Annotated in this window: 15 protein-coding genes; 9 read left to right on the top strand and 6 right to left on the bottom strand. The window is 70.5% G+C overall.

Features of this window, described 5'->3' with window-relative positions:
• Positions 1-25 precede the first annotated feature (25 nt).
• Positions 26-619 (bottom strand): Imm21 family immunity protein, encoded by a 594-nt coding sequence (locus ACIBJH_RS09835; RefSeq protein ID WP_399116313.1) that lies wholly within the window; start codon positions 617-619, stop codon positions 26-28.
• A gap of 354 nt (positions 620-973) precedes the next feature.
• Here ACIBJH_RS09835 and ACIBJH_RS09830 point away from each other — a divergent pair, with 354 nt between their 5' ends.
• Together ACIBJH_RS09830 and ACIBJH_RS09825 are read left to right on the top strand one after the other, a co-directional pair.
• Positions 974-1,705 carry a GPR1/FUN34/YaaH family transporter gene (locus ACIBJH_RS09830; RefSeq protein WP_399116311.1) on the top strand — a complete coding sequence of 244 codons (732 nt, stop codon included), beginning with the start codon at positions 974-976 and terminating at the stop codon, positions 1,703-1,705.
• Between the two features lie 31 nt (positions 1,706-1,736).
• Positions 1,737-3,530 carry a CocE/NonD family hydrolase gene (locus tag ACIBJH_RS09825; RefSeq protein WP_399116310.1) on the top strand — a complete coding sequence of 598 codons (1,794 nt, stop codon included), beginning with the start codon at positions 1,737-1,739 and terminating at the stop codon, positions 3,528-3,530.
• Positions 3,531-3,567: 37 nt separating this feature from the next.
• Here the strand turns inward: ACIBJH_RS09825 and ACIBJH_RS09820 are convergent, their stop codons facing one another.
• Complete coding sequence (locus ACIBJH_RS09820) at positions 3,568-4,254, bottom strand: TetR/AcrR family transcriptional regulator (RefSeq protein WP_399116309.1); 687 nt, start codon at positions 4,252-4,254, stop codon at positions 3,568-3,570.
• A gap of 147 nt (positions 4,255-4,401) precedes the next feature.
• Between ACIBJH_RS09820 and ACIBJH_RS09815 the strand changes: the two genes are divergently transcribed.
• Positions 4,402-5,427, top strand: coding sequence for a LacI family DNA-binding transcriptional regulator (locus ACIBJH_RS09815; RefSeq protein WP_399116308.1), 1,026 nt, complete (start codon positions 4,402-4,404; stop codon positions 5,425-5,427).
• Here ACIBJH_RS09815 and ACIBJH_RS09810 read toward each other — a convergent pair.
• The gene (locus tag ACIBJH_RS09810) at positions 5,410-9,360 is read right to left on the bottom strand and encodes a glycosyl hydrolase (protein ID WP_399116307.1); all 3,951 of its coding nucleotides are present in this window, start codon (positions 9,358-9,360) and stop codon (positions 5,410-5,412) included. The genes ACIBJH_RS09815 and ACIBJH_RS09810 overlap by 18 nt on opposite strands.
• A 219-nt stretch (positions 9,361-9,579) precedes the next feature.
• Here ACIBJH_RS09810 and ACIBJH_RS09805 point away from each other — a divergent pair, with 219 nt between their 5' ends.
• The gene (locus tag ACIBJH_RS09805; RefSeq protein ID WP_399116306.1) at positions 9,580-10,872 is read left to right on the top strand and encodes an MFS transporter; all 1,293 of its coding nucleotides are present in this window, start codon (positions 9,580-9,582) and stop codon (positions 10,870-10,872) included.
• A 32-nt stretch (positions 10,873-10,904) separates the two neighbouring features.
• Positions 10,905-12,374 (top strand): arabinose isomerase, encoded by a 1,470-nt coding sequence (locus tag ACIBJH_RS09800; protein ID WP_399116305.1) that lies wholly within the window; start codon positions 10,905-10,907, stop codon positions 12,372-12,374.
• Between the two features lie 11 nt (positions 12,375-12,385).
• On the opposite strand, the gene ACIBJH_RS09795 is transcribed toward ACIBJH_RS09800, so the two are convergent.
• Together ACIBJH_RS09795 and ACIBJH_RS09790 are read right to left on the bottom strand one after the other, a co-directional pair.
• A complete protein-coding gene (locus ACIBJH_RS09795; protein ID WP_019068189.1) occupies positions 12,386-12,652 on the bottom strand; it encodes a DUF6959 family protein in 267 nt (88 codons plus the stop codon).
• 91 nt (positions 12,653-12,743) lie between these two features.
• The gene (locus ACIBJH_RS09790) at positions 12,744-13,409 is read right to left on the bottom strand and encodes a DUF6629 family protein (RefSeq protein WP_399116392.1); all 666 of its coding nucleotides are present in this window, start codon (positions 13,407-13,409) and stop codon (positions 12,744-12,746) included.
• A 270-nt stretch (positions 13,410-13,679) separates the two neighbouring features.
• On the opposite strand from ACIBJH_RS09790, the gene ACIBJH_RS09785 reads away from it, so the two are divergent.
• Positions 13,680-13,895 (top strand): DUF4177 domain-containing protein, encoded by a 216-nt coding sequence (locus ACIBJH_RS09785; protein ID WP_019056094.1) that lies wholly within the window; start codon positions 13,680-13,682, stop codon positions 13,893-13,895.
• Between the two features lie 388 nt (positions 13,896-14,283).
• Here the strand turns inward: ACIBJH_RS09785 and ACIBJH_RS09780 are convergent, their stop codons facing one another.
• A complete protein-coding gene (locus ACIBJH_RS09780; RefSeq protein ID WP_399116304.1) occupies positions 14,284-15,291 on the bottom strand; it encodes a LacI family DNA-binding transcriptional regulator in 1,008 nt (335 codons plus the stop codon).
• Positions 15,292-15,455: 164 nt separating this feature from the next.
• Here ACIBJH_RS09780 and ACIBJH_RS09775 point away from each other — a divergent pair, with 164 nt between their 5' ends.
• The 3 genes from ACIBJH_RS09775 to ACIBJH_RS09765 are packed head-to-tail and all read left to right on the top strand — an operon-like array spanning position 15,456 to position 18,377.
• Positions 15,456-16,265 carry an ATP-binding cassette domain-containing protein gene (locus ACIBJH_RS09775; RefSeq protein ID WP_200713119.1) on the top strand — a complete coding sequence of 270 codons (810 nt, stop codon included), beginning with the start codon at positions 15,456-15,458 and terminating at the stop codon, positions 16,263-16,265.
• Positions 16,262-17,323 carry an ABC transporter permease gene (locus tag ACIBJH_RS09770; RefSeq protein ID WP_399116303.1) on the top strand — a complete coding sequence of 354 codons (1,062 nt, stop codon included), beginning with the start codon at positions 16,262-16,264 and terminating at the stop codon, positions 17,321-17,323. The genes ACIBJH_RS09775 and ACIBJH_RS09770 overlap by 4 nt, the downstream gene beginning before the upstream one ends.
• Before the next feature lie 52 nt (positions 17,324-17,375).
• The gene (locus tag ACIBJH_RS09765) at positions 17,376-18,377 is read left to right on the top strand and encodes an ABC transporter substrate-binding protein (protein ID WP_399116302.1); all 1,002 of its coding nucleotides are present in this window, start codon (positions 17,376-17,378) and stop codon (positions 18,375-18,377) included.
• Positions 18,378-18,486: the final 109 nt, after the last annotated feature.

Below are 18,486 nucleotides of genomic sequence, written 5' to 3'. Positions count from 1 at the left end.
GCGGAACGTCGTAGCGCCCGGATCCTCAGGCGGAGGCCTCCTCGGCGGGCAGCAGCTGGACCAGGCCGACCCGGTTCTCCTCGTCCGCCCCGAGATGGACGGCCCGGACTCTCCAGCGGCCGGCGGGCAGCGGGACCGGCGCCTGAGCGGGCGACCCGCCACCGGGATACTCGACCCCCAACTGGCCACCCGCTTCAGCGGAGTCCATGAGCACGGCCGGGCCGCCCGACACCCACTCGCCGCACTCCTCCCACGGGGTGGCGGGATCCGCGAGCACCGCCTCCGCCGCCGCCCTCAGGCCGGCCTCGGAATCGGCGCCGAGCCACCGCAGGAAGGCTCGATGCTCCGGCAAATAGCAGCTGGTGGCCGGTTCGTCCGCCAGCACCAGTGCCTGCGCACCGCTGTCGCCGACGGCGATCACTCCGGCCAGATCGTCCACCGCGCAGGCCCGGTCGTAGTCGTCCGGGGCCGTGCCGTCGCCCGCCATGACCCCGCTCTCCGTGCACCCGTGCCACGCGGCCAGCGCGGAGGCGGGGACGACCGCCAAGGGCCCACCCATCGACTCCACCCAGACAAGGGCGGCGGGTGACACATCGGCGGCGGGCGAGATCGAGTCCATGCCGCCAGTGTGCCCGCGCCCACTGACAACGCCTCTCCGCCGCCTCCTCCCCGGACGCCTCCGAGGGGACCGCCCCCTTGTTTCGGAGAATATATCTCCACTTCTTCGGCCCCGGAAGCCCCGCGTCCCGCCCCTCCGGGACAAAGCGTGGACACCTCTTCCCACCTGGGGCGATGCCGACACGGAGCCGACCTCGGCGCTGCGAACCGCCGCCGTCGAGGCCCCGCAGAGCGCGTTTTCCACTTCGGTTCGATCCCTTGACAGCTCCACCGGGCGTTCACAAACTACCGACCATTCGGTTGACGGACCCGGGTCGGACGCCCCGGCTGTCGACATTCCAGAAGGGTGATCACCATGACTGACGTGTCGCTTCACGCTGCCCAGAGCCCGCCTGTGCCCACCGGCACCACCTCCCACATCGGCCACGCGACAGCCGTGGGAGCGGCCGGGTTCGCGTGGTGCTCGCTGATCCTCGGCCTGCACACCGCCGGCGTCATCGACGCGGCCGACGGCACGATCGTGCTGGCGGGGACGTTCTTCTACGGCGGCATCGTCCAACTCGTCGCCGGCTTCTTCGCATTGGCGGCCGGGGCGACGTTCGCGGCCTCCTTCCTGACGGCGTACGGCGCGTTCTGGCTCGGCTACACCGTCATCGAGTTCTGGGCGGCACCGCACATCGCGGGCAACGCGGCAGCCGCGGCGAAAGCCCACGGGGCGACGGCCGAAGCCGCGGCTGCTCAGGGCGGTCATGCGGTGATGCAGTCGCTGGGGCTGTTCCTGCTCGCCTGGCTGGTCGTCACGCTGGTCTTCGCCGTCGCCAGTCTGGGCACCAACGCGGTGACCGTGACCGCGTTCGCCCTGCTGACGCTGACGATCGTGCTGCTGGTGATCGCCTACCTGGGCGCTTCGAGTGCGGGCGTCCCGAGCGATTCGGTGCTGCACACCGCCGGCTATGTCGAGATCGCCCTGGCCGCCGTCGCCTTCTATCTGGTGCTGGCCGAACTGACCAACGAGGTGCGCGGACGCGTCGTGTTCCCGCTCTTCGCCCTGAACCGGGGCCGGCAGGCCGTCCCGCAGACGGCGTGACGAGGAACCCTCCCCCACCTCAAGGAGCCGCATGAAGAAGTCCAAGGCAAGAGACCGGCTGAAGTCGCCCCACGGATACTCCGCGCTCGGCAGCACCGCCGCCGTGCTCCTCCTGGTCGCGGCCGGACAGACGACGGCCACCGCACTCCCCGCGCACGCCACCGCCTGGCAGCCGCCCGCCGCCACCTTCACGGCGAGCGCGCCCGTCCACACCACGGTCACCATGGACGACGGTGTGAAGATCGCCGTCGAGGTCGTCTATCCGACCGACCCGGGCACCGGCGCCCGCGCATCGGGCCCGTTCCCCGTACTCCTCACCCAGAATCCCTACGGCACCCAGCGCTCCGACCCCACCGACAACGGCACGTACTTCGTGCAGCGGGGCTACATCTACGTGGCTTCCGCGGTGCGCGGCACGGGCGCCTCCGGCGGACAGCTCGACTGGTTCGGCGACCGGCAGGGCAAGGACGGAGCCGACCTCGTCGACTGGGCGGCCCATACGCTGTCGGGGTCCAACGGCAAGGTAGGGCTTGACGGTTGCTCCTATCTCGGGGTGAACCAGTGGTTCACCGCGGCGGCCGTGGGCAAGCACTCCGCGCTCAAGGCGATCACACCGTTCTGCACCGACTCGGACTTCTACAACGACCTCACCGCCAACGGCGGTATCCCCACCCCCTTCGTGGCCGGCATCGCCCAGGCCGAGCCGCGCGGCCCCGAGGACGATCCCGCCACCGACCCGCAGTCGGTGACCATCGCCCAGCAGGCCTCGGGCGGTTCACGCTCGTACGACGACGCGTACTGGCAGGCCCTCGACGTACAGAAGCTCATGCCGCGGATCGTGGCCAACAACATTCCCGCGCTGTCCGAGGCCGGCTGGAACGACCTCTTCCCCGGCGGCAACCTGGGCGCCTACGTGGCGGCCCAAAACGCCTACTACCACCGGCCGTTGACCGATCCGATCACCTCGGGTGAACCCGTCACCGGCCGCTACCAGGCGATCGTCGGGCCCTGGACACACGGAGAACACGTCAACGAGGCGACGCTGCAGGCCATTCGCCTGGAGTGGTTCGACACCTGGCTCAAGGACGCGCCCACGGGCATGGCCGACACGTCGACTCCCCTGCACCTGTTCGAGAACGGCGCGAACAGCTGGGTCGACAGCGCCGCCTGGCCGCTGTCCTCCGACGCCCGTACCTACTACCTCGGCGACGGCTCCCTCACCACCGGCAAGCCGGCCGGCCAAGGAAGCGACACCCTCACCTGGAGTGCGGCGACCGCGGCCGACACGCTGACCTACACCACCGATCCACTCACCAAAGCGGCCCTGCTGAACGGCCCGACCGACGTCACCCTCTACGCCAGGTCGACAACACCGGAGACGGAACTCTCCGCCAAGCTGAGCCTCGTCGCGCCGGACGGGACGGTGACCAAGCAGGCCGACGGAATCCTCCTGGGCAGTCAGCGCGCCGTAGACACCCAGGAGAGCTGGTACGGCGAGAACGGCACCCTGCTCAAACCGAGCCACCCCTTCACGCAGGCGTCACAACACCCGGTGACACCCAAAGAGACCACCAGGTACGACATCTCGCTCCTGTCCAACTTCACCAGGATTCCGGCCGGTTACCGCATACAGATCAGCATCGACAGCCAGCCGCCGGCGGACTTCCACTTCCCCGTCGCGCCGACCCCGCAGGAGTCGGCGAACCTGGCCGGCGGTGTCTACACGATCGAACGCTCCCCACAGGCAGCGTCGTTCGTCAACCTGCCCCTCACGACGCCGAGTTCGGCCACTCCCAGCCCCGACGACTGGGGACCGTCCTCCTGAAGACACGGACGGCAGGTCTGCTCGTGCGACAGACCTGCTACTCCTCTGTCGGGGCCGGCCGGACCAGCCCCATCACCTGTTCCACCGTCTCGTTGTCCAGGCTCGGTGTCGTCAGGGGAAGATTGTCGGGACGCTGCCGGACGCCGTTCAGCAGGATCTCGATGCAGCGCCGCCAGATGTCGGGCCGCCTGCCCTGGGTGAACTGGCTGGCGGCGCTCAGCATCTCCACCATGACGGGAATGTCGGAAGGACTGATCTCCGGGCGCAGGTCCCCGCTCTCCTGGGCCCGCCGGATCAAGGCCTCCAGAAAGGGGAGCATGCCGCCCCGCGCGGTCTCCAAGGGCTCGGAACTGTGGCTCCCCAACATGATCACTTCGTGCAGGCCGCGATTCTCGGCGAGATCGGCCCCCATCTCCGTGAGGAAGTCGACGAACCCCTGCCACGGATCCGGATGAGCGAGCGCACGCTCGGCGGACTGCTGACGGATCTCCAGATCCTGCTTGAACAGGGCCCGTACGAGGGTGTCCTTGTCGGGGAAGCGCCGGTACACGGTGCCGACCCCGACGCCGGCGTGCCGGGCCACGTCGTCGAGCGTGACCCCCAGCCCGTGCTGGCCGAAGACCTCCCGGGCGGCACGCAGGATCTTCTCGCGGTTGAGGGCGGCATCGCGCCTCAGCGGGCGGTCGCCCTCCACAGGACCATCAGCCCCAACACCCTCAGCCATGCCGCCATGCTAGCCCCGTTGATCACGACCGGGTTCGCGTTCGTCGTCCGCACCCCGCGGAAAACGTTCCAACACCCCCCGAGGTAGACTTTCCGCGCCCATGAGGACCGTGTCGTGCCTGGTCGCGCGGCTGTCAGAGCGAGGGGGGTGGATGTCATCCAGGTTCGCCCCGCCCGAATTCAGGATGTCGCGGCCGCCGCGGGAGTCTCGGTGTCCACGGTGTCGAACGTCCTGAACCGGCCCGAGCGGGTCAACGCCCGCACCGCCGAGCGGGTCCGTGACGCGGTCGCCGCCCTCGACTACGTACCGCATCCGGGCGCCGCCGGACTGCGCACCGGGCACTCGTCCTCGATCGGCCTGGTGCTGCCCGACGTGGCCAACTCCTTCTACTCACGCATCGCGCGGGGCGCGGCCGACGCGGCCTACGACCACGGCTACTCACTGGTGCTCTGCGACAGCGGAGACGATCCCGAGCGCGAGCAGGGCTACTTCACGATGCTGGTCGAACAGCGGGCCGTCGGGGCGGTGGTGGTCCCGCTCGGCGCCGATCCCACCCGCCTCACCCGGCTGCGCGAACGCGGCATCCCGCTGGTGCTCGCGGACCGCGCGCTGCCCGCCCAGGACGGCTGTTCCGTCTCCGTCGACGACATCGCCGGCGGCCGGATCGCCGTGCAGCACCTCCTGGACCGGGGGGCGCGCGACATCCTCGTCGTGAACGGCGAGCGCGGCATCGTGCAGTGCGCGGACCGCCACCAGGGCGCCCGCCAGGCCGTCCGCACCCAGCGCGAGGCGCGGCTGCGCCAGATCGTCGCCGACGAGATGACGGTGGCGTACGGCCTGGAGATCGCCCGTGCCCTCGACGAACTGCCCGACGGTGTCTTCTGCACCAACGACTTCCTCGCCGCCGGTCTGTGCCGTGGACTGGGTGAGCGCGGTGTGCGCATACCCGAGGAGATACAGGTGGTCGGCTACGGCGACCTCGACATCGCGAGCTTCGTGGGAACGACCCTGACGACGGTACGGCAGCCGGTCGAGGAGCTGGGCCGGGCGGCCGTGGGAATGCTGCTCGACGAGGTGGAGGCCCGCGCCGAACACGCCCACGAGACAAGGGTGTTCGCCCCCGACCTCGTCCTGCGCGACTCCACGCGGCCCCTGTCAGACCGGAGTTCGTAGCGTCACGGGACCCATCAGCCCCGACGCGAGCTGGGACGGGAAGGCCCACGCGGTGGGGGTGGCTTCCGCCAGATAGGGGGCGACGGTGTTGTTGACCGTCACCTCCAGCCGGACCGTCCGCCCTGCGGCGCCCGGGAGTTGCAAGCGGTACGGGGGACAGAAGGCCTCACCGACGTACTCCCCGTCGACAGCGACCGACACGCTGCCGCGCACCCGCCCGAGGTCCAGCACCGGATCCGGCCCGTCCGGCACCTCCACCTCCCGCGAGTACGTCACCCCGCCGCTCCAGCCGCCCAGCCCCAGCAACTGCCAGTCCCCCAGCGGCAGTCGCGCCGGTACGCAGCGGACGCGCACCGGTCCGCGCCAGGCGGAGCCGCCCCGCAGGACGGCCGTGGGCGCGGTGACGATCTCCAACTCCGTTGCCTCCGGCAGGGGTTGGGTCAGTGCCAGCACCCTGCCGTCGAGGAACTTCTCGCCACCGTCGCCGACCCGTACCCTCGCCGCCGACTCCAGCGGCAGGTCCAGCGCCACGGTGCCCGGCGGCACGGTGAAACGGAAGCGCTGCGCGCGGGGCCGGACGGTGTCCGTCGACCGCAGGGCCAGTACGGCGGTGCCGAGCACCGGTGCGCCGGTCAGCCACTCGGTCTCCGGCAGCGGGTGCGGTCGTACGGCCGCGTAGCAGTGCTGCAACTCGCCCCAGCGGCCGTCGTGTTCGACGGTCCGGCCGCGCCACTCCCCCGTCTCGGCCTCCCAACCGGCCCCGCTCGTCAGGGAGTTCACCGTCGACTCCGCGCGGGCCACGCAGTCGACGAAGATCGCCTCGCGCGGGTGGACGGCGTCGGCCACCACCTCCAGTACGTGTTCGCCTTCTTCCAGGGCGAGTTGATGGCGGAAGAACATCGGTACGGCGCCCCAGTCGGACTCGTAGTACTCCGCCTTCTCCTGACGGGCGACGACCGCCCCGTCGAGCAGCACGGTGACACCCACCGCGGCTCCCACCACCAGTACCACCTCTCCAGAGGCCTGCAGACGGCCTCGATAGGTGACGCCGCCGCGCGGTCGTACGTCCTCGGGCAGGCACATGAACTGTGGGCGAGGGGTGAAGCCGCCGGGTCGGGTCAGGCAGAAATAGCTGCCCAGGGGGGTGCCCTCGGTGCCGGAGATCAGCAGCGGCCTGTCCTGGGCGTCGGCGAGTTCGTATTCGAGGACGTTGCGGGGCCGTGCGACCGTCACGCGTGCCGTGGTGAGGTATCCGGAAGCGGTGTCGAGGAGTTCGCCGTTCCACCACACCCGTTTGACGGCCGCGGCGCCCACGTGCAGATCGGCGGGTCCGCGGTGGTCCGTCTCGACGATGGCCCGGACCCTGGCGACCGTCCCGGGCCCGGGCACGGGGACGCGTACGAACTCCTCGTTCACCAGCCCCTTGTTGCCGAGCAGGCCGTCCGGCTCCGGGATCCCTCGGCTCGACGAGTACAGCGAGAGGTGCCAGTCCTCGTCAGAGGGGGTGAGGGGGAGCGTGTCGGCGAGGACCTGTTCGACACCGGGCCCGTCGAGCGGTTCGGGGGCCCGGGCGGCGGGGGTCGGAGGCAGGACGCGGACGCGGTTGCCGTAAGTCGCCCGTGTGGGCTGCCAGTTGGCGTCGGGGCCGTCCGTCTCGGTCCAGTGCGTGGTCCAGATCTGCGGTGCCTCGACGGACGCGCCGGCCGGGAGCGCCAGGTCGCCCCAGGTGTTGTCCATGGTGGGGACCAGGCGGCCTTCCCAGCCGTCCGAGAGGTCGGTCGTCCGCTCCGGGCGCGGTGGTGGTGCGGCCGTCCGGGGGGTCGGCGGGGTGCCTTCGCGCCATACGACGAGGACGGCGGGGGCACCCTCCAGTGGCACCGCGATGGTCGAGCGACCGTCGTGGACCGTGATGTCGGCTCGCTGCCGGGCACCGGTCGCCGGGTTCCAGATCTCGGCCCCGGCGACCTCGGCCTGGACGGTGACGGTCGAGTGGTGGGCGTAACGGGCGGGGTCCGCCTCGTGGTTGGCGTCTCCCGGCAGGGTGCGGGCGTCGGGGAAGGCGGCTGTCACCAGGGCCACCCCCTCAACTCCCTTTCTCCTGACGAGCAGTGGCAGCTCGCCGGTCGCGTGTCCGGCGCTGTCCGCCACCGTCACCGCTCCGCCCTCGGCGTCGCTCGCCCGCTCCAGCCGTGGGTGTTTCAGCAGCGCCGCCACGACGGAGTCGTCACCGGCCAGTCCGGCGGCCGAGGTGGGCGGGCGGCCCACGACCACCACCCGGCCGCCCGCGTCGAGGAGTTGGGTCAGTCGGCGTGCCGTCTCCTCCTCCAGGACGCCCGCCGAGGGCAGCAGGACGGCGCGGTACGCCAAGTCCCCTACGCGCAGGGCGCCTTCGATGGCCGTGGCCCGCTGCACGGAAGCGTCGTCGATGACGTCGAAGGAGATGCGGTGGCGGTCCAGTGAACCGACGCGCGGGCCGAGCCAGTTGTTCGTGCCGCACAGGCCGAGGTAGTGCTCCTGGGTCTCGTCGACGTCGGCGTGTTCGTCGCCGAGGCGGCAGTCGCCGAAGTGGTGGACCGGTGCGTCGAGCGGGATGAGGGCCTGCATGGTGGCGGTGGGGTGCAGGACCGCGACGTCGGCGCTGTAGGTGCCCCAGGACATGATCGAGCAGATCCGGGCGACGGCGCGGGAGAACGCCGGGTACTGCTGCCAGTAGGGCTGGCGCCAGTCGGTGGACGGCGGCGCCCACTCGAACCAGCCGCCCGCGGTGCCGAAGTAACTGGCGTGCGGGTTGTACAGGTTGGCGCCGCTGCGCAGGAACGGCAGCAGCCAGTCGTAGGTGTCGGCGAGGGTGCCGCCCCAGCCGGAGGAGTGGAACGCCTCGATCCAGACACGCTCGTGGCCGTAGAGGTGGGCCATGGAGGAGTGGACCTTGGAGTCGCCGTGGTGGTCGCTGCCGACCGCGTCGTACCAGCGGTGGGTGCGGAAGTAGTCGGTGTAGAGCTGTGTCGACTGCGCCGGGAATCCGGCTCGCGCGGGGTTGCTCTGGTCGGCGCCGACGAGCATGCCGCGTTCCGCGTGCCAGGCCGCGAGGGGCTTGAAGAGAGACTCCTCGGTGAGTTCGGCGCGCACTGCGTAGTAGTCGCCGCGGATCTTCGCCGCGCGAGAGTCCGCCGGGCCGAACAGGGCCGGCAGGTGGTCGAGCAGGTCGTAGCCGCGGCGGGTGCGGAACTCCTCGGGGAAGCGAGGGCTCCAGGAGTTCGTGGCGGGCAGTTCGTCCTGGAAGCTGCCCGCGATGACGTTGCCCAGGTACTCGGGGACGCGGCGGTCGTACTCGTGGTGGACGGCGTCCAGCAGCAGTTCCCCGGCGTGCGGGGAGAGGTAGTCGAAGGCCGTGGGGACAGCGACGACGAGGCGTACGTCCGTGCCGTCCGCGGCCGTGATCCGGAAGGTGCCGGAGTCGGGGTCCGCAGGCAGCCGACGGCCCGTCAAGTCGTAGGCGGCGATGAGGGTTTCGGCACCCTGCGAGACGACCGTGCCGTTCGAGACAGTGGCTCTGCGGGAGCGCAGTGCGCGGCCGGTGGCCGCCAAGTGCCGCCGGGTGACGGCGCCTTGGACGTTGGCGCCGGAGAAGCCCAGCTGGTCGTAGAACCAGAGGCGGGTGCCGATGTCCCGGGCGATGCGGCAGGTGTCGGTGAAACGGTCCCACCACTCCTCGCCGAACCACGGCGGGTCATCGGTCCGGGCGCCGAAACTCGGGCCTGCCGGGGCCAGGTTGATCACCACGAGGTTGTGGACGCCGCCGTCCGCGAATCGGCGCAGCTGCCAGTCGAGACGCTCGCGGGTGACCTTGGCGCCGGACCACCACCACAGCGGGGTGGGGCCGAAGTCCCGGGGCGGGGCGTCGAAGAGCTGCTGGAGCGCGGGAGAGATCACGTCGGCGGTCCTTCCGAGTGCGGCTCGATCACCCACATGGAGCAAAAACGTTTTTGGTCGACCCAGTCGTCTGCCACCTGCAATGTTGGCACCGGTGGCGGAGAGCGGGAAGAAGGCTGACACTTCTTCACGTCGAATGGCGCAAGGGGACTTGTTGGAACGTTTTCCGAACCCTATATTCACTGCGACCCCGGCCCCCGAGCCGCGAGGAGCCGCACCATGAGCCGATTCCTGCCCGCTGCCCAGGCACACCCGGAACAGCCCATCCCGAAGCACTTGTGGAAGGTCGCCGCCCTCTCGGGCATGGCCTCCTACCTGGACGCCGCGCTCATCGTCAGCATCGCCGTCAACCTGGCCATCTACCGCGACAGTTACGACATGGGCGTGTGGATGGCCGGGGCGATCAGCGCGATCGTCACCGGCTGCATCGCCGTCGGCTCCCTCGTCGGCGGCCGGCTCGCCGACCTGTTCGGGCGCCGCCGCGTCTACAACCTGGACATCCTCTGCTACGCGGTGGGCGCGATCGTCATCACGCTGGCGCCGAACGACATCGTGCTCTTCGTCGGCGTGCTCGTCGCGGGGCTGGCGGCGGGTGCCGATCTGCCGACGTCCCTGGCCGTGGTCTCGGACGCCGCGCCCGCCGACGGCCGGGCGCGTCTGGTGTCCTTCACCCAGGTCATGTGGGTGCTGGGCATCGTCGTCGTGATCTTCCTCGGCTATCTCCTGTCGGACACGGGCCTGACCGGGGCGCGGTTCATCACCGGCCATCTGGTCGTCGCCGCACTGGTCACCTGGCAGCTCCGCTCCCGTCTGGAACTGCCCGACGAGCCGACCGAGGAGGAGGTGCCCACGGAGGCCGTGCCGCGCGGCATCGAGCTGAGGAACATCTGCAACCGCGCCACGCTGCTGCCGATGATCGCGACCTTCGTCTACTACGTCACCTGGGGCATCGGCGCCAACACCTTCGGCCAGTTCGGCACTTACCTGCTGGTCACGGTCAGCGGCGCCTCGCAGAGCCTGGCCACCGGGATCAACCTGGCGTTCCTGCCGATCGCGTTGGTGCTGACGTTCGTCTTCGTCCGGCTCGCCGACACCCCTTGGCGCGACCGGCTGTTCTACGTCTTCACGGTCGTGCAGGTCCTCGCCTTCTGCATCGCCTCCCTCACGGCGGGCGCCCTCGTCGGCATGCTCGTCTTCTTCGTGCTGTACCAGATCTCCAACCCCTTCGCCGGGGAGGCCAGTTACAAGGTGTGGTCGCAGCTGACGCTGCCCCCGGACACCCGCGGCACCACACAGGGCCTCACCTACGCCCTCTCCCGCGGGGTCTTCGCGGGCGTCGCGTTCGTCACGCCCGCGCTGATGGACTACAGCGCCTCCGTCCTGCTCTGGTCGATAACTGTCTGCATGGCGGCGTCGGGCGTCGCGGGCGTGTACGTCATCCATGTCCTCATCCGGCGTTCCCCCGAGACAACGGCCGCTCGGGTCAAGGGACTCGGCGTGGCCCGGACCTGAGTCCACACCGGAACCCGGAAGGAACACCCCGCATGACAACGACCGACCCCCTGATCGTGACCGCGGAACGCGCCGCGACATTGCGGGAGTTGCTTCCCCCGGTGACCCGCCGCCGGACCCGGATCGGACTGGTGGCGGGCGGACTCGGCACCTACTGGCCTCAATTCCCCGACCTCCTCCCGCAGTTGCAGGAGTCGTCCGCCTATGTGGCCGACCGTTTCCGGCAGTTGGACGCGGAGGTGACCGACGTCGGCTTCATCTCCGACGCGGTGGAGGGAGCGGCAGCGGCGGAGCAACTCCGGCGCGCGGACTGCGACTTGATCGTGCTGTTCCTGACGACGTATCTGACCTCGTCCATGGTGTTGCCGATCGCCCAGCGCTCGCACACCCCCGTCCTGGTCATCGACCTCCAGCCGTCCGAGCGGATGGACCACGCCTCCTTCGACACGGGCGCCTGGCTCGCCTACTGCGGGCAGTGCCCGGTGCCGGAGGTCGGCAACGTCTTCCGGCGGGCCGGCATCCCCTTCCGGTCGGTGTCGGGCTGGCTGCGCCAGGAGTCCGCCTGGCGGCGCATCGAGCAGTGGGTCCGGGCGGCACGGGTCCGGGCCGCGCTCCGGCACGCCCGGCACGGTCTGATGGGGCATCTGTACCCCGGCATGCTCGACGTGTCGACCGATCTGACCCTGCTCCCGGCGACGTTCGGCTCGCACGTCGAGGTGCTGGAGTTCGACGATCTACGGCAGCGCGTGGAGCGGGTGAGCGAGGCCGAGACCCGTGAGCGGACGGCGCTCACGCGGCGGATCTTCGCCGTGGACGACAGCGTGGTCGACGAGGACCTGGCGTGGGGTGCGACCGTGTCGGTCGCGCTCGACCGGCTCGTCGAGGACTTCGGCCTCGACACCCTCGCCTACTACCACCGCGGTCTCGACGGCGAACTGCACGAACGGCTCGGCGCCGGCATGATCCTGGGCGCCTCCCTGCTCACCGCCCGGGGTGTGCCGGCCGCCGGCGAGTACGAACTGCGCACCAGCCTGGCCCAGTTGGCGACGCAGAGCATCGGCGCCGGGGGTTCCTTCACCGAGATCCAGGCCCTCGACTTCGAGGACGGGGTGGTGGAGATGGGGCACGACGGGCCCGCGCACCTCGCGGTCAGCGCCCGTGACCCGCTGCTGCGCGGCCTGGGCGTCTACCACGGCAAGCGCGGCTGGGGCGTCAGCGTGGAGTTCGACGTCCAGCACGGCCCCGTGACCCTGCTCGGCCTCGGCCAGGACGCCGACGGCTCCCTGTCGTTCATCACCTCGGAGGGCAGCGTCGTACCCGGACCGCTGCTCGCGATCGGCAACACCACCAGCCGGGTCGACTTCGGCCGTGATCCCGGCGAGTGGGTCGACGCGTGGAGCGCCACGGGCGTCGGCCACCACTGGTCCCTCGCCCTCGGCCATCACTCCGCCGACTTCCGCGCCGCCGCGAGCCTGCTGGGCATCGAGCACCGGGCGGTGTGAGCGCGGTCGGGTCAGTAGGGCGCCTGGATGCTGTGGTTCGCCAACGCCACGGAGTAGCGGGTCAGCAGCGCGTCGAGGCCGGCCAGCAGCAGCCCCGCGGACTCCCCCGCCTCGGCGAGGTCGCCGCGCTCGCAAGCCTCCACCACCTCGGCCACATCGCTGCGGAGTATGTGCAGGGAGTCGCCCTGGATCAGCACACCGGGGAACCGGCGCCCGGGCAGACGGACCACGGCGTCGTTCCCGCCGTCAGTGAACAGCTCTACGTCAACGCGTTCCATGGCGCCATCCAACCCGACAGCACCGCCCGACATCAACGAAGTTGTACGCAGGGCACGTTGGACCCCGCCGGACGCGCGCCCCGTCCCCTCGTCACGGTCGTGCGGACCGGCCGCCCGCCACACCGGCGTACGGTCGCTTCCCCGGCTCCCCGTCCCGGCCGCGCACCCAGAAGTACAGGACCACCGAGGACACCGCGGCGACCGCGCACCACGTCGAGACGAACTCCAGCTCCCACAGCGTCCAGCAGACGAGCGCGCCGACCGTGACCAGGATCCCCAGCCCCAGCAGCCCGCGGTCACCGGACAGGAGCAGCGAGCCGACCGTCGCCACGAGGTAGCCGACGATGACCAGGGGGGAGTACGGAACATCGACGACGTACCCGACGGTGTGGCCGCGGATCTCGGACGTCACCGGATGCGCGACGAGGGCGTAGACGAGTGCCGCGGCCGTGACCGCCCCGATCGACAGCAGTACGGCGATCCGGGGCCGGGCCCGCGGTGGCGCGGCACACCACACGCCCGCCGGAACCCACACCGCCAGCAGCGGCAGGGCGACGACGGCCCAGGTGAGCGTGGCGGCACCGGTTCCCCCTCCGGCGGCCCACACCAGCGACTCCACGATCTGATGAACGCCGAGCAGCCACGGCAGGGCGGTCAGCGGCAGATCGGCCGGCCGACGGGTCCGGGCCACACAGGCCACCCCCACAGCGAGAACGCCCGCGCCCGCGACGAGATCGGCCTTCGCGCTCCAGCACATCGCTCCCCCAGGTGATCGGTCCGCATCCGCCTGCGCCGTCACGCTACGTCTCCACCCGGCCCCCGTCCCGGGTGACACGACGGCCGCAGCGTGCCGCGATGACATACCCACAGGGCCCCTTTCGGCCCTCGGCCCGCCCAACGCACGTGCTCTTGGGCCGAGTTGACGGCCGGGCCGCGAAACCACCCCCGGCCTGCGCGCGAGCGTCCTCCCGTGATTGGCTGAACCCGCCCACCGCACACCGTGCGCGCACAGGAGGACATCGCAGCCATGAGCAACGCCTACACGTTCGAGTACAAGGTCGTCAGCTTCCGGGAGTCGCTGATCGGCGACGCGCTGGACAGCGACAAGCTGGAGAAGGTCCTGAACAAGCACGCCGAGGACGGCTGGGGCCTGAAGGCGATCACCGCCGCCGACGTCAAGGGCCGCATCGGCCCCGGCGCGGTCGAGGGCCTCCTCCTCACCTTCGAGCGGCCCCGCGCGTAGCGCCTGTCCGGCGGATCGGGGCGCAGGAAGGAAACGGCGACCGATCGGTACCGGTGAGCAGGGCTCGGCGCGTCCAGCCGCAAGGCGCAGAAGGACGTGCCGGGCCTCGCGTCCGCGGCGAGATCCGCCGGCCTTGCGTGGCGGCCGACTCCTTGCGGGGCGCGGGGATGGGGGGCGTCAGCGCCAAGGAGCCGGAAGCGACCTACCGAGTCCCGGTATCTCCCCCGACCCCCGACGCGACGGTGACGCGTCCCCGTGGATACGGGCGGACAGCAGACGCGCGACGCGCACGGAAAAGGGCGTACCGGGCCCCGCGCCCGCCGCACGATCCACCGCACCGGCCCTGCACGACGGCCGACCCCACGCGCGGAGCGCAGACCGGAACTCCTCAACCCCCAGGAACCGGAGGCACCCCGCCCGGCCCCGGGACCTCCCCCGACCCCCGCGCGATCAACTCCGTCGGCATGACCACCCGACGCGACGGTGACGCGTCCCCGTGGATGCGGGCGAACAGGAGGTGCGCGGCGCTCGTCGCGAGGGCGACCGGGTTCTGGGCGATGACGGTGACCGGCGGGGTCAGCTGCGCGGCCAGGGCGAAGTCGTCGAAGGCGATGAACGCGACGTCGGCGGGCAGCACCGGCAGGGCGCCCAGCGCGAGGATCTCGTTGCCCGCGAGCACGGCCGTGGGCGGTTCGGGGGCGGAGAGGATCGCGGTGACGGCTCGGGCGGCGTCCGCGCCGGAGCGCAGGCCGTGCCGGACGAGTGCCGGGTCGGCGTCGATGCCCGCGGTGTTCAGGGCCGACAGATAGCCGCGGTGGCGTTCGCCGAAGGTCCAGATCTCCCGTCGATCGCCGAGGTAGCCGATCCGGCGGTGGCCATGCGCGACGAGATGGCGTACGGCCTGTTCCACCGCGCCGAAGTTGTCCACCACCACGGTGTCCACGTCCAGGCCCGGTGCCGCCCGGTCCACGCACACGATCTTCGTGCCGCGCGCCTGTGCCGGGCGCAGAAAGCGGTGGCTGCCCGCGGCCGGGGTGAGGATCAGTCCGTCGACGCGACGGGCGGTGAAGGCGGCGACGACCTCGCGTTCGCGGTGCGGGTCGGCGCGGCTGGAGCCGATGAGGACCATGCTGCCGCGCCGGTGCGCGATGTCCTCGATGGCCGAGGCGACGGCGGCCATGAAGGGGTCGGCGACGTTGTCCACCATCAGTCCGATGGTCTGGCTCAACTGGTCCGTACGACGCAACTGCCGTGCCACGTCGTCGCGTTGATAGCCCAGCTTGCGGACCGCGGCCTCGACGCGAGCGGCGGTGCGGGGCGCCACACCCGCCTCGCCGTTGACCACCCGGGACACCGTCATCACGCTCACGCCCGCTGCCGCGGCCACGTCTTTCATCCTGGGACGACTGGCCACGCCGCGTCCTCCAGATCTCGTCGCGCGCAACGAGGCCGACGGGCCGATGACATGCGCCCGAACCGTGTCCGTCCCGACCCTTGACGCCCACTCATGGGCCTCCCAGAATCGACGAACTGTTAACGATACCAACCAGAAAGCACAGCATGGCCTCTGCAAGGGAACCACTTCTCGCGGCACATGGTGTGGTCAAGCGTTTCGGCCATGTCCAGGCGCTCTCGGGCGCCGACTTCACGGCGTACGCCGGTGAGGTCGTCGCACTGATCGGTGACAACGGTGCCGGCAAGTCGACGTTGGTGAACGTCCTTTCCGGTGTGCTCACCCCGGACGAGGGCGAGGTGCGCCTGGACGGGGTGCCGGTCCGGTTCACGGGGCCGATGGACGCGCAACGGCACGGAGTCGAGACCGTCTACCAGGATCTTTCGCTGGCGCCGGATCTGGACGCGGCGGCCAATCTCTATCTCGGCAGGGAACTCGTACGCGGGGGTCTGCTCGGCCGGCTGGGCGTGCTGGACCGGCCCACGATGCGGCGGGAGGCGATCGCGGCCTTCGGTGAACTGGGAGTCGAACTGAAAGATGTGACGGCTCCTGTGACAACGTTGTCGGGAGGGCAACGGCAGTCCGTGGCCGTCGCCCGCGCGGTCGCCTTCGCCAACAAGGTCATCTTCATGGACGAGCCGACCGCCGCCCTGGGCGTCGTCCAGCGCGCCCGGGTCCTGGAGACCGTGCGCAGGGTCGCCGACCGGGGCATCTGCGTCGTCCTGATCAGCCACAACATGCCCGAGGTGCTGTCGGTCGCGGACCGGGTCGAGGTGCTGCGGCTGGGCCGCCGGGTCGCCTCGTTCACCGCGGCCGACGCCACGATCGAGAAACTCGTCGGCGCCATGACCGGATCACTGGACGAGCCCGCTCAGAACGGGAACCACGGCGCGACCGAAGCGGAGGGCGGCCGATGAGCGCCAACAGTCAGGACATCAAGCCGGCGGCCAAGGCACCGGACGTGCCCCCGTCCGACGGCGGGAGGTTCGCGATACCCCCGTGGCTGCGACGGACCGCAGGCATCAGCGAGTTGTGGACCTTCGTGATCCTCGTCGCGCTGGTCGCGTTCTTCACCATCGCGGCGCCGGGCAAGTTCTTCACGCAGTACGACCTCACGCAGATCGCCGTGAACGCGGCCATCTATCTGGTGCTCGGTGTCGGCATGACGTTCGTGATCATCACCGCGGGCATCGACCTGTCGATCGGCTCGGTGCTGGTACTCGCGGCGGTCGCGGCGGGCGAGTACAACATCCACCACGGCGGACCCGCCTCCAGTTGGGGCACGGTCGCCGTCTGTGTCGTCATCGCCCTTGCGGTGGGCGCGGGTTGGGGCGCGTTGCAGGGGGCGGTGGTGGCGACCGGGAAGGTGCCACCGCTGATCGTGACCCTGGGCGGTCTGGGCGCGGCGCTGGGCATCGCCGAACTGGCCACCGGCGGCCAGGACCCGGCCGGTGCCGCCGCCACCCACCTCCAGAACAGCCTGGGCTTCGGCAAGTTGGCCGGCATCCCGTGGATGGTGATCCTGGCCGCGGCGGTCACCGCCCTGTTCGGCGCGGTGCTCGGTGCCACGAGGTTCGGCAGCCACACCCTGGCGATCGGCTCCAACCCGACCGCCGTCCGGCGCGCGGGCATCCCGGTGGGCCGCCATCTGGTCATGGTGTACGGCCTGATGGGTCTGCTGGCAGGTCTCGGCGCGGTGATGTGGCTGGCCTCCTACGGGACGACGTCCATCGCCGGGCACTCCACCGACAACCTGAAGGTGATCACCGCGGTGGTCCTGGGCGGTACCAGCCTGTTCGGCGGGCGGGGCTCCGTACTCGGCACCGTGATCGGTGTGTTCATCCCCGCCGTGCTGACGACCGGGCTGATCGTCATCGGCGTGCAGCAGTACTGGCAGGACGTCGCCGTCGGTGTCGTCCTGGTCGCGGCCGTCTACATCGACCAGATGCGCAGGAAGACCCGAGAGCGTGCGTGACCCCCTCCCCGACCTTCGCCCCAACCCTCGTACGACCCTGGAGGACAGCCTTATGTCGAGCATTCGCATCACGCGCAAAGTACTGATCGCCGCGGGCACCGTGCTGGTCCTGACCGGCGCCGCCGCCTGCAGTTCGTCGAGCGACAGCGGCGGTTCGGGGTCGAAAGGGGGTGCCTCCGGCAAGAAGGTCCGGCTGATCACCGGCGTGAAGAGCGACCCCTTCTACATCACCATGACCTGTGCGGCGCAGACCGAGGCCAAGGCCAAGGGCATGGACTTCTCGGCGGACGGTTCCGCGCAGTGGGACGTGTCGGTGCAGCGACCCCTCCTCGACTCGGTGGCGGCGTCCCGGCCCGACGGGCTGCTGATCTCGCCGGTCGACGTCAGCGCGCTCACCCCGTCGCTGAAGCAGATCCAGTCGGCCGGGACGAAGGTCGCCCTCGTCGACACCACGGTCACCGACTCCTCGATCGGCATCACCCGGATCTCGTCCGACAACGAGAAGGGCGGCCGGGTGGCGGCCGACGCGCTCGCCAAGCTGATGAACGAGAAGGGCTCGGCGATCGTCATCAGCGTCAAGCCCGGTGTCTCCACCACGGACGCCCGCATCAAGGGCTTCACCGAGGAGATGAAGAAGTACCCGAACATCAAGATGCTGCCCACGCTCTACGACAACGACCTGCCGGCCACCGCGGCCTCCCAGATCCAGTCGACGCTGGCGGCCCATCCCGACCTGGGCGGTGTCTTCGCGGGCAACACCAACACCGGTACCGGCATAGCCACCGGTCTCAAGCAGGCCGGCAAGCAGGGCACGGTGAAGGTCGCCGCGTTCGACGCCGAGCCGGACGAGGTCGCCTCCCTCAAGGCGGGCACCCTCCAGGTGCTGGTCGCGCAGGACCCGGCGGCGATCGGCAAGGAGGCGGTGGACCAGCTGGCCGCGGCCTTCGAGGGCAAGTCGGTGCAGAAGTCGATCGGCACCAACATGGTCGCCATCACCAAGGCGAACATGGACCAGCCCGAGATCAGCAAGTACTTCTACAAGGCGGGCTGCTGACCGGTCCGCGACCACAGGTTCCGCCGGGCATCCCACCGCTTCCGGGGTGCCCGGCAGAACTGCTCCAGCAGGGGGACTTTGCATGACCATGCGCGAGCGTGCATAATCT

Origin of the sequence: Streptomyces sp. NPDC050548 (genome assembly GCF_044457385.1) — a bacterium.
In the GTDB taxonomy this organism is placed as follows: domain Bacteria; phylum Actinomycetota; class Actinomycetes; order Streptomycetales; family Streptomycetaceae; genus Streptomyces.
The sequence above is the reverse complement of the archived record's forward strand: the minus strand, read 5'-3'. Positions and strand labels throughout refer to the sequence as shown.

What these genes read in the sequence shown, in the direction of transcription:
- ACIBJH_RS09825 (WP_399116310.1), top strand. Translation starts at nt 1,737, where the DNA reads ATGAAGAAGTCCAAGGCAAGAGACCGGCTGAAGTCGCCCCACGGATAC.
- ACIBJH_RS09795 (WP_019068189.1), bottom strand. Translation starts at nt 12,652, where the DNA reads ATGGAACGCGTTGACGTAGAGCTGTTCACTGACGGCGGGAACGACGCC.
- ACIBJH_RS09800 (WP_399116305.1), top strand. Translation starts at nt 10,905, where the DNA reads ATGACAACGACCGACCCCCTGATCGTGACCGCGGAACGCGCCGCGACA.
- ACIBJH_RS09765 (WP_399116302.1), top strand. Translation starts at nt 17,376, where the DNA reads ATGTCGAGCATTCGCATCACGCGCAAAGTACTGATCGCCGCGGGCACC.
- ACIBJH_RS09775 (WP_200713119.1), top strand. Translation starts at nt 15,456, where the DNA reads ATGGCCTCTGCAAGGGAACCACTTCTCGCGGCACATGGTGTGGTCAAG.
- ACIBJH_RS09835 (WP_399116313.1), bottom strand. Translation starts at nt 619, where the DNA reads ATGGACTCGATCTCGCCCGCCGCCGATGTGTCACCCGCCGCCCTTGTC.
- ACIBJH_RS09770 (WP_399116303.1), top strand. Translation starts at nt 16,262, where the DNA reads ATGAGCGCCAACAGTCAGGACATCAAGCCGGCGGCCAAGGCACCGGAC.
- ACIBJH_RS09780 (WP_399116304.1), bottom strand. Translation starts at nt 15,291, where the DNA reads ATGAAAGACGTGGCCGCGGCAGCGGGCGTGAGCGTGATGACGGTGTCC.
- ACIBJH_RS09790 (WP_399116392.1), bottom strand. Translation starts at nt 13,409, where the DNA reads ATGTGCTGGAGCGCGAAGGCCGATCTCGTCGCGGGCGCGGGCGTTCTC.
- ACIBJH_RS09820 (WP_399116309.1), bottom strand. Translation starts at nt 4,254, where the DNA reads ATGGCTGAGGGTGTTGGGGCTGATGGTCCTGTGGAGGGCGACCGCCCG.
- ACIBJH_RS09785 (WP_019056094.1), top strand. Translation starts at nt 13,680, where the DNA reads ATGAGCAACGCCTACACGTTCGAGTACAAGGTCGTCAGCTTCCGGGAG.
- ACIBJH_RS09830 (WP_399116311.1), top strand. Translation starts at nt 974, where the DNA reads ATGACTGACGTGTCGCTTCACGCTGCCCAGAGCCCGCCTGTGCCCACC.
- ACIBJH_RS09805 (WP_399116306.1), top strand. Translation starts at nt 9,580, where the DNA reads ATGAGCCGATTCCTGCCCGCTGCCCAGGCACACCCGGAACAGCCCATC.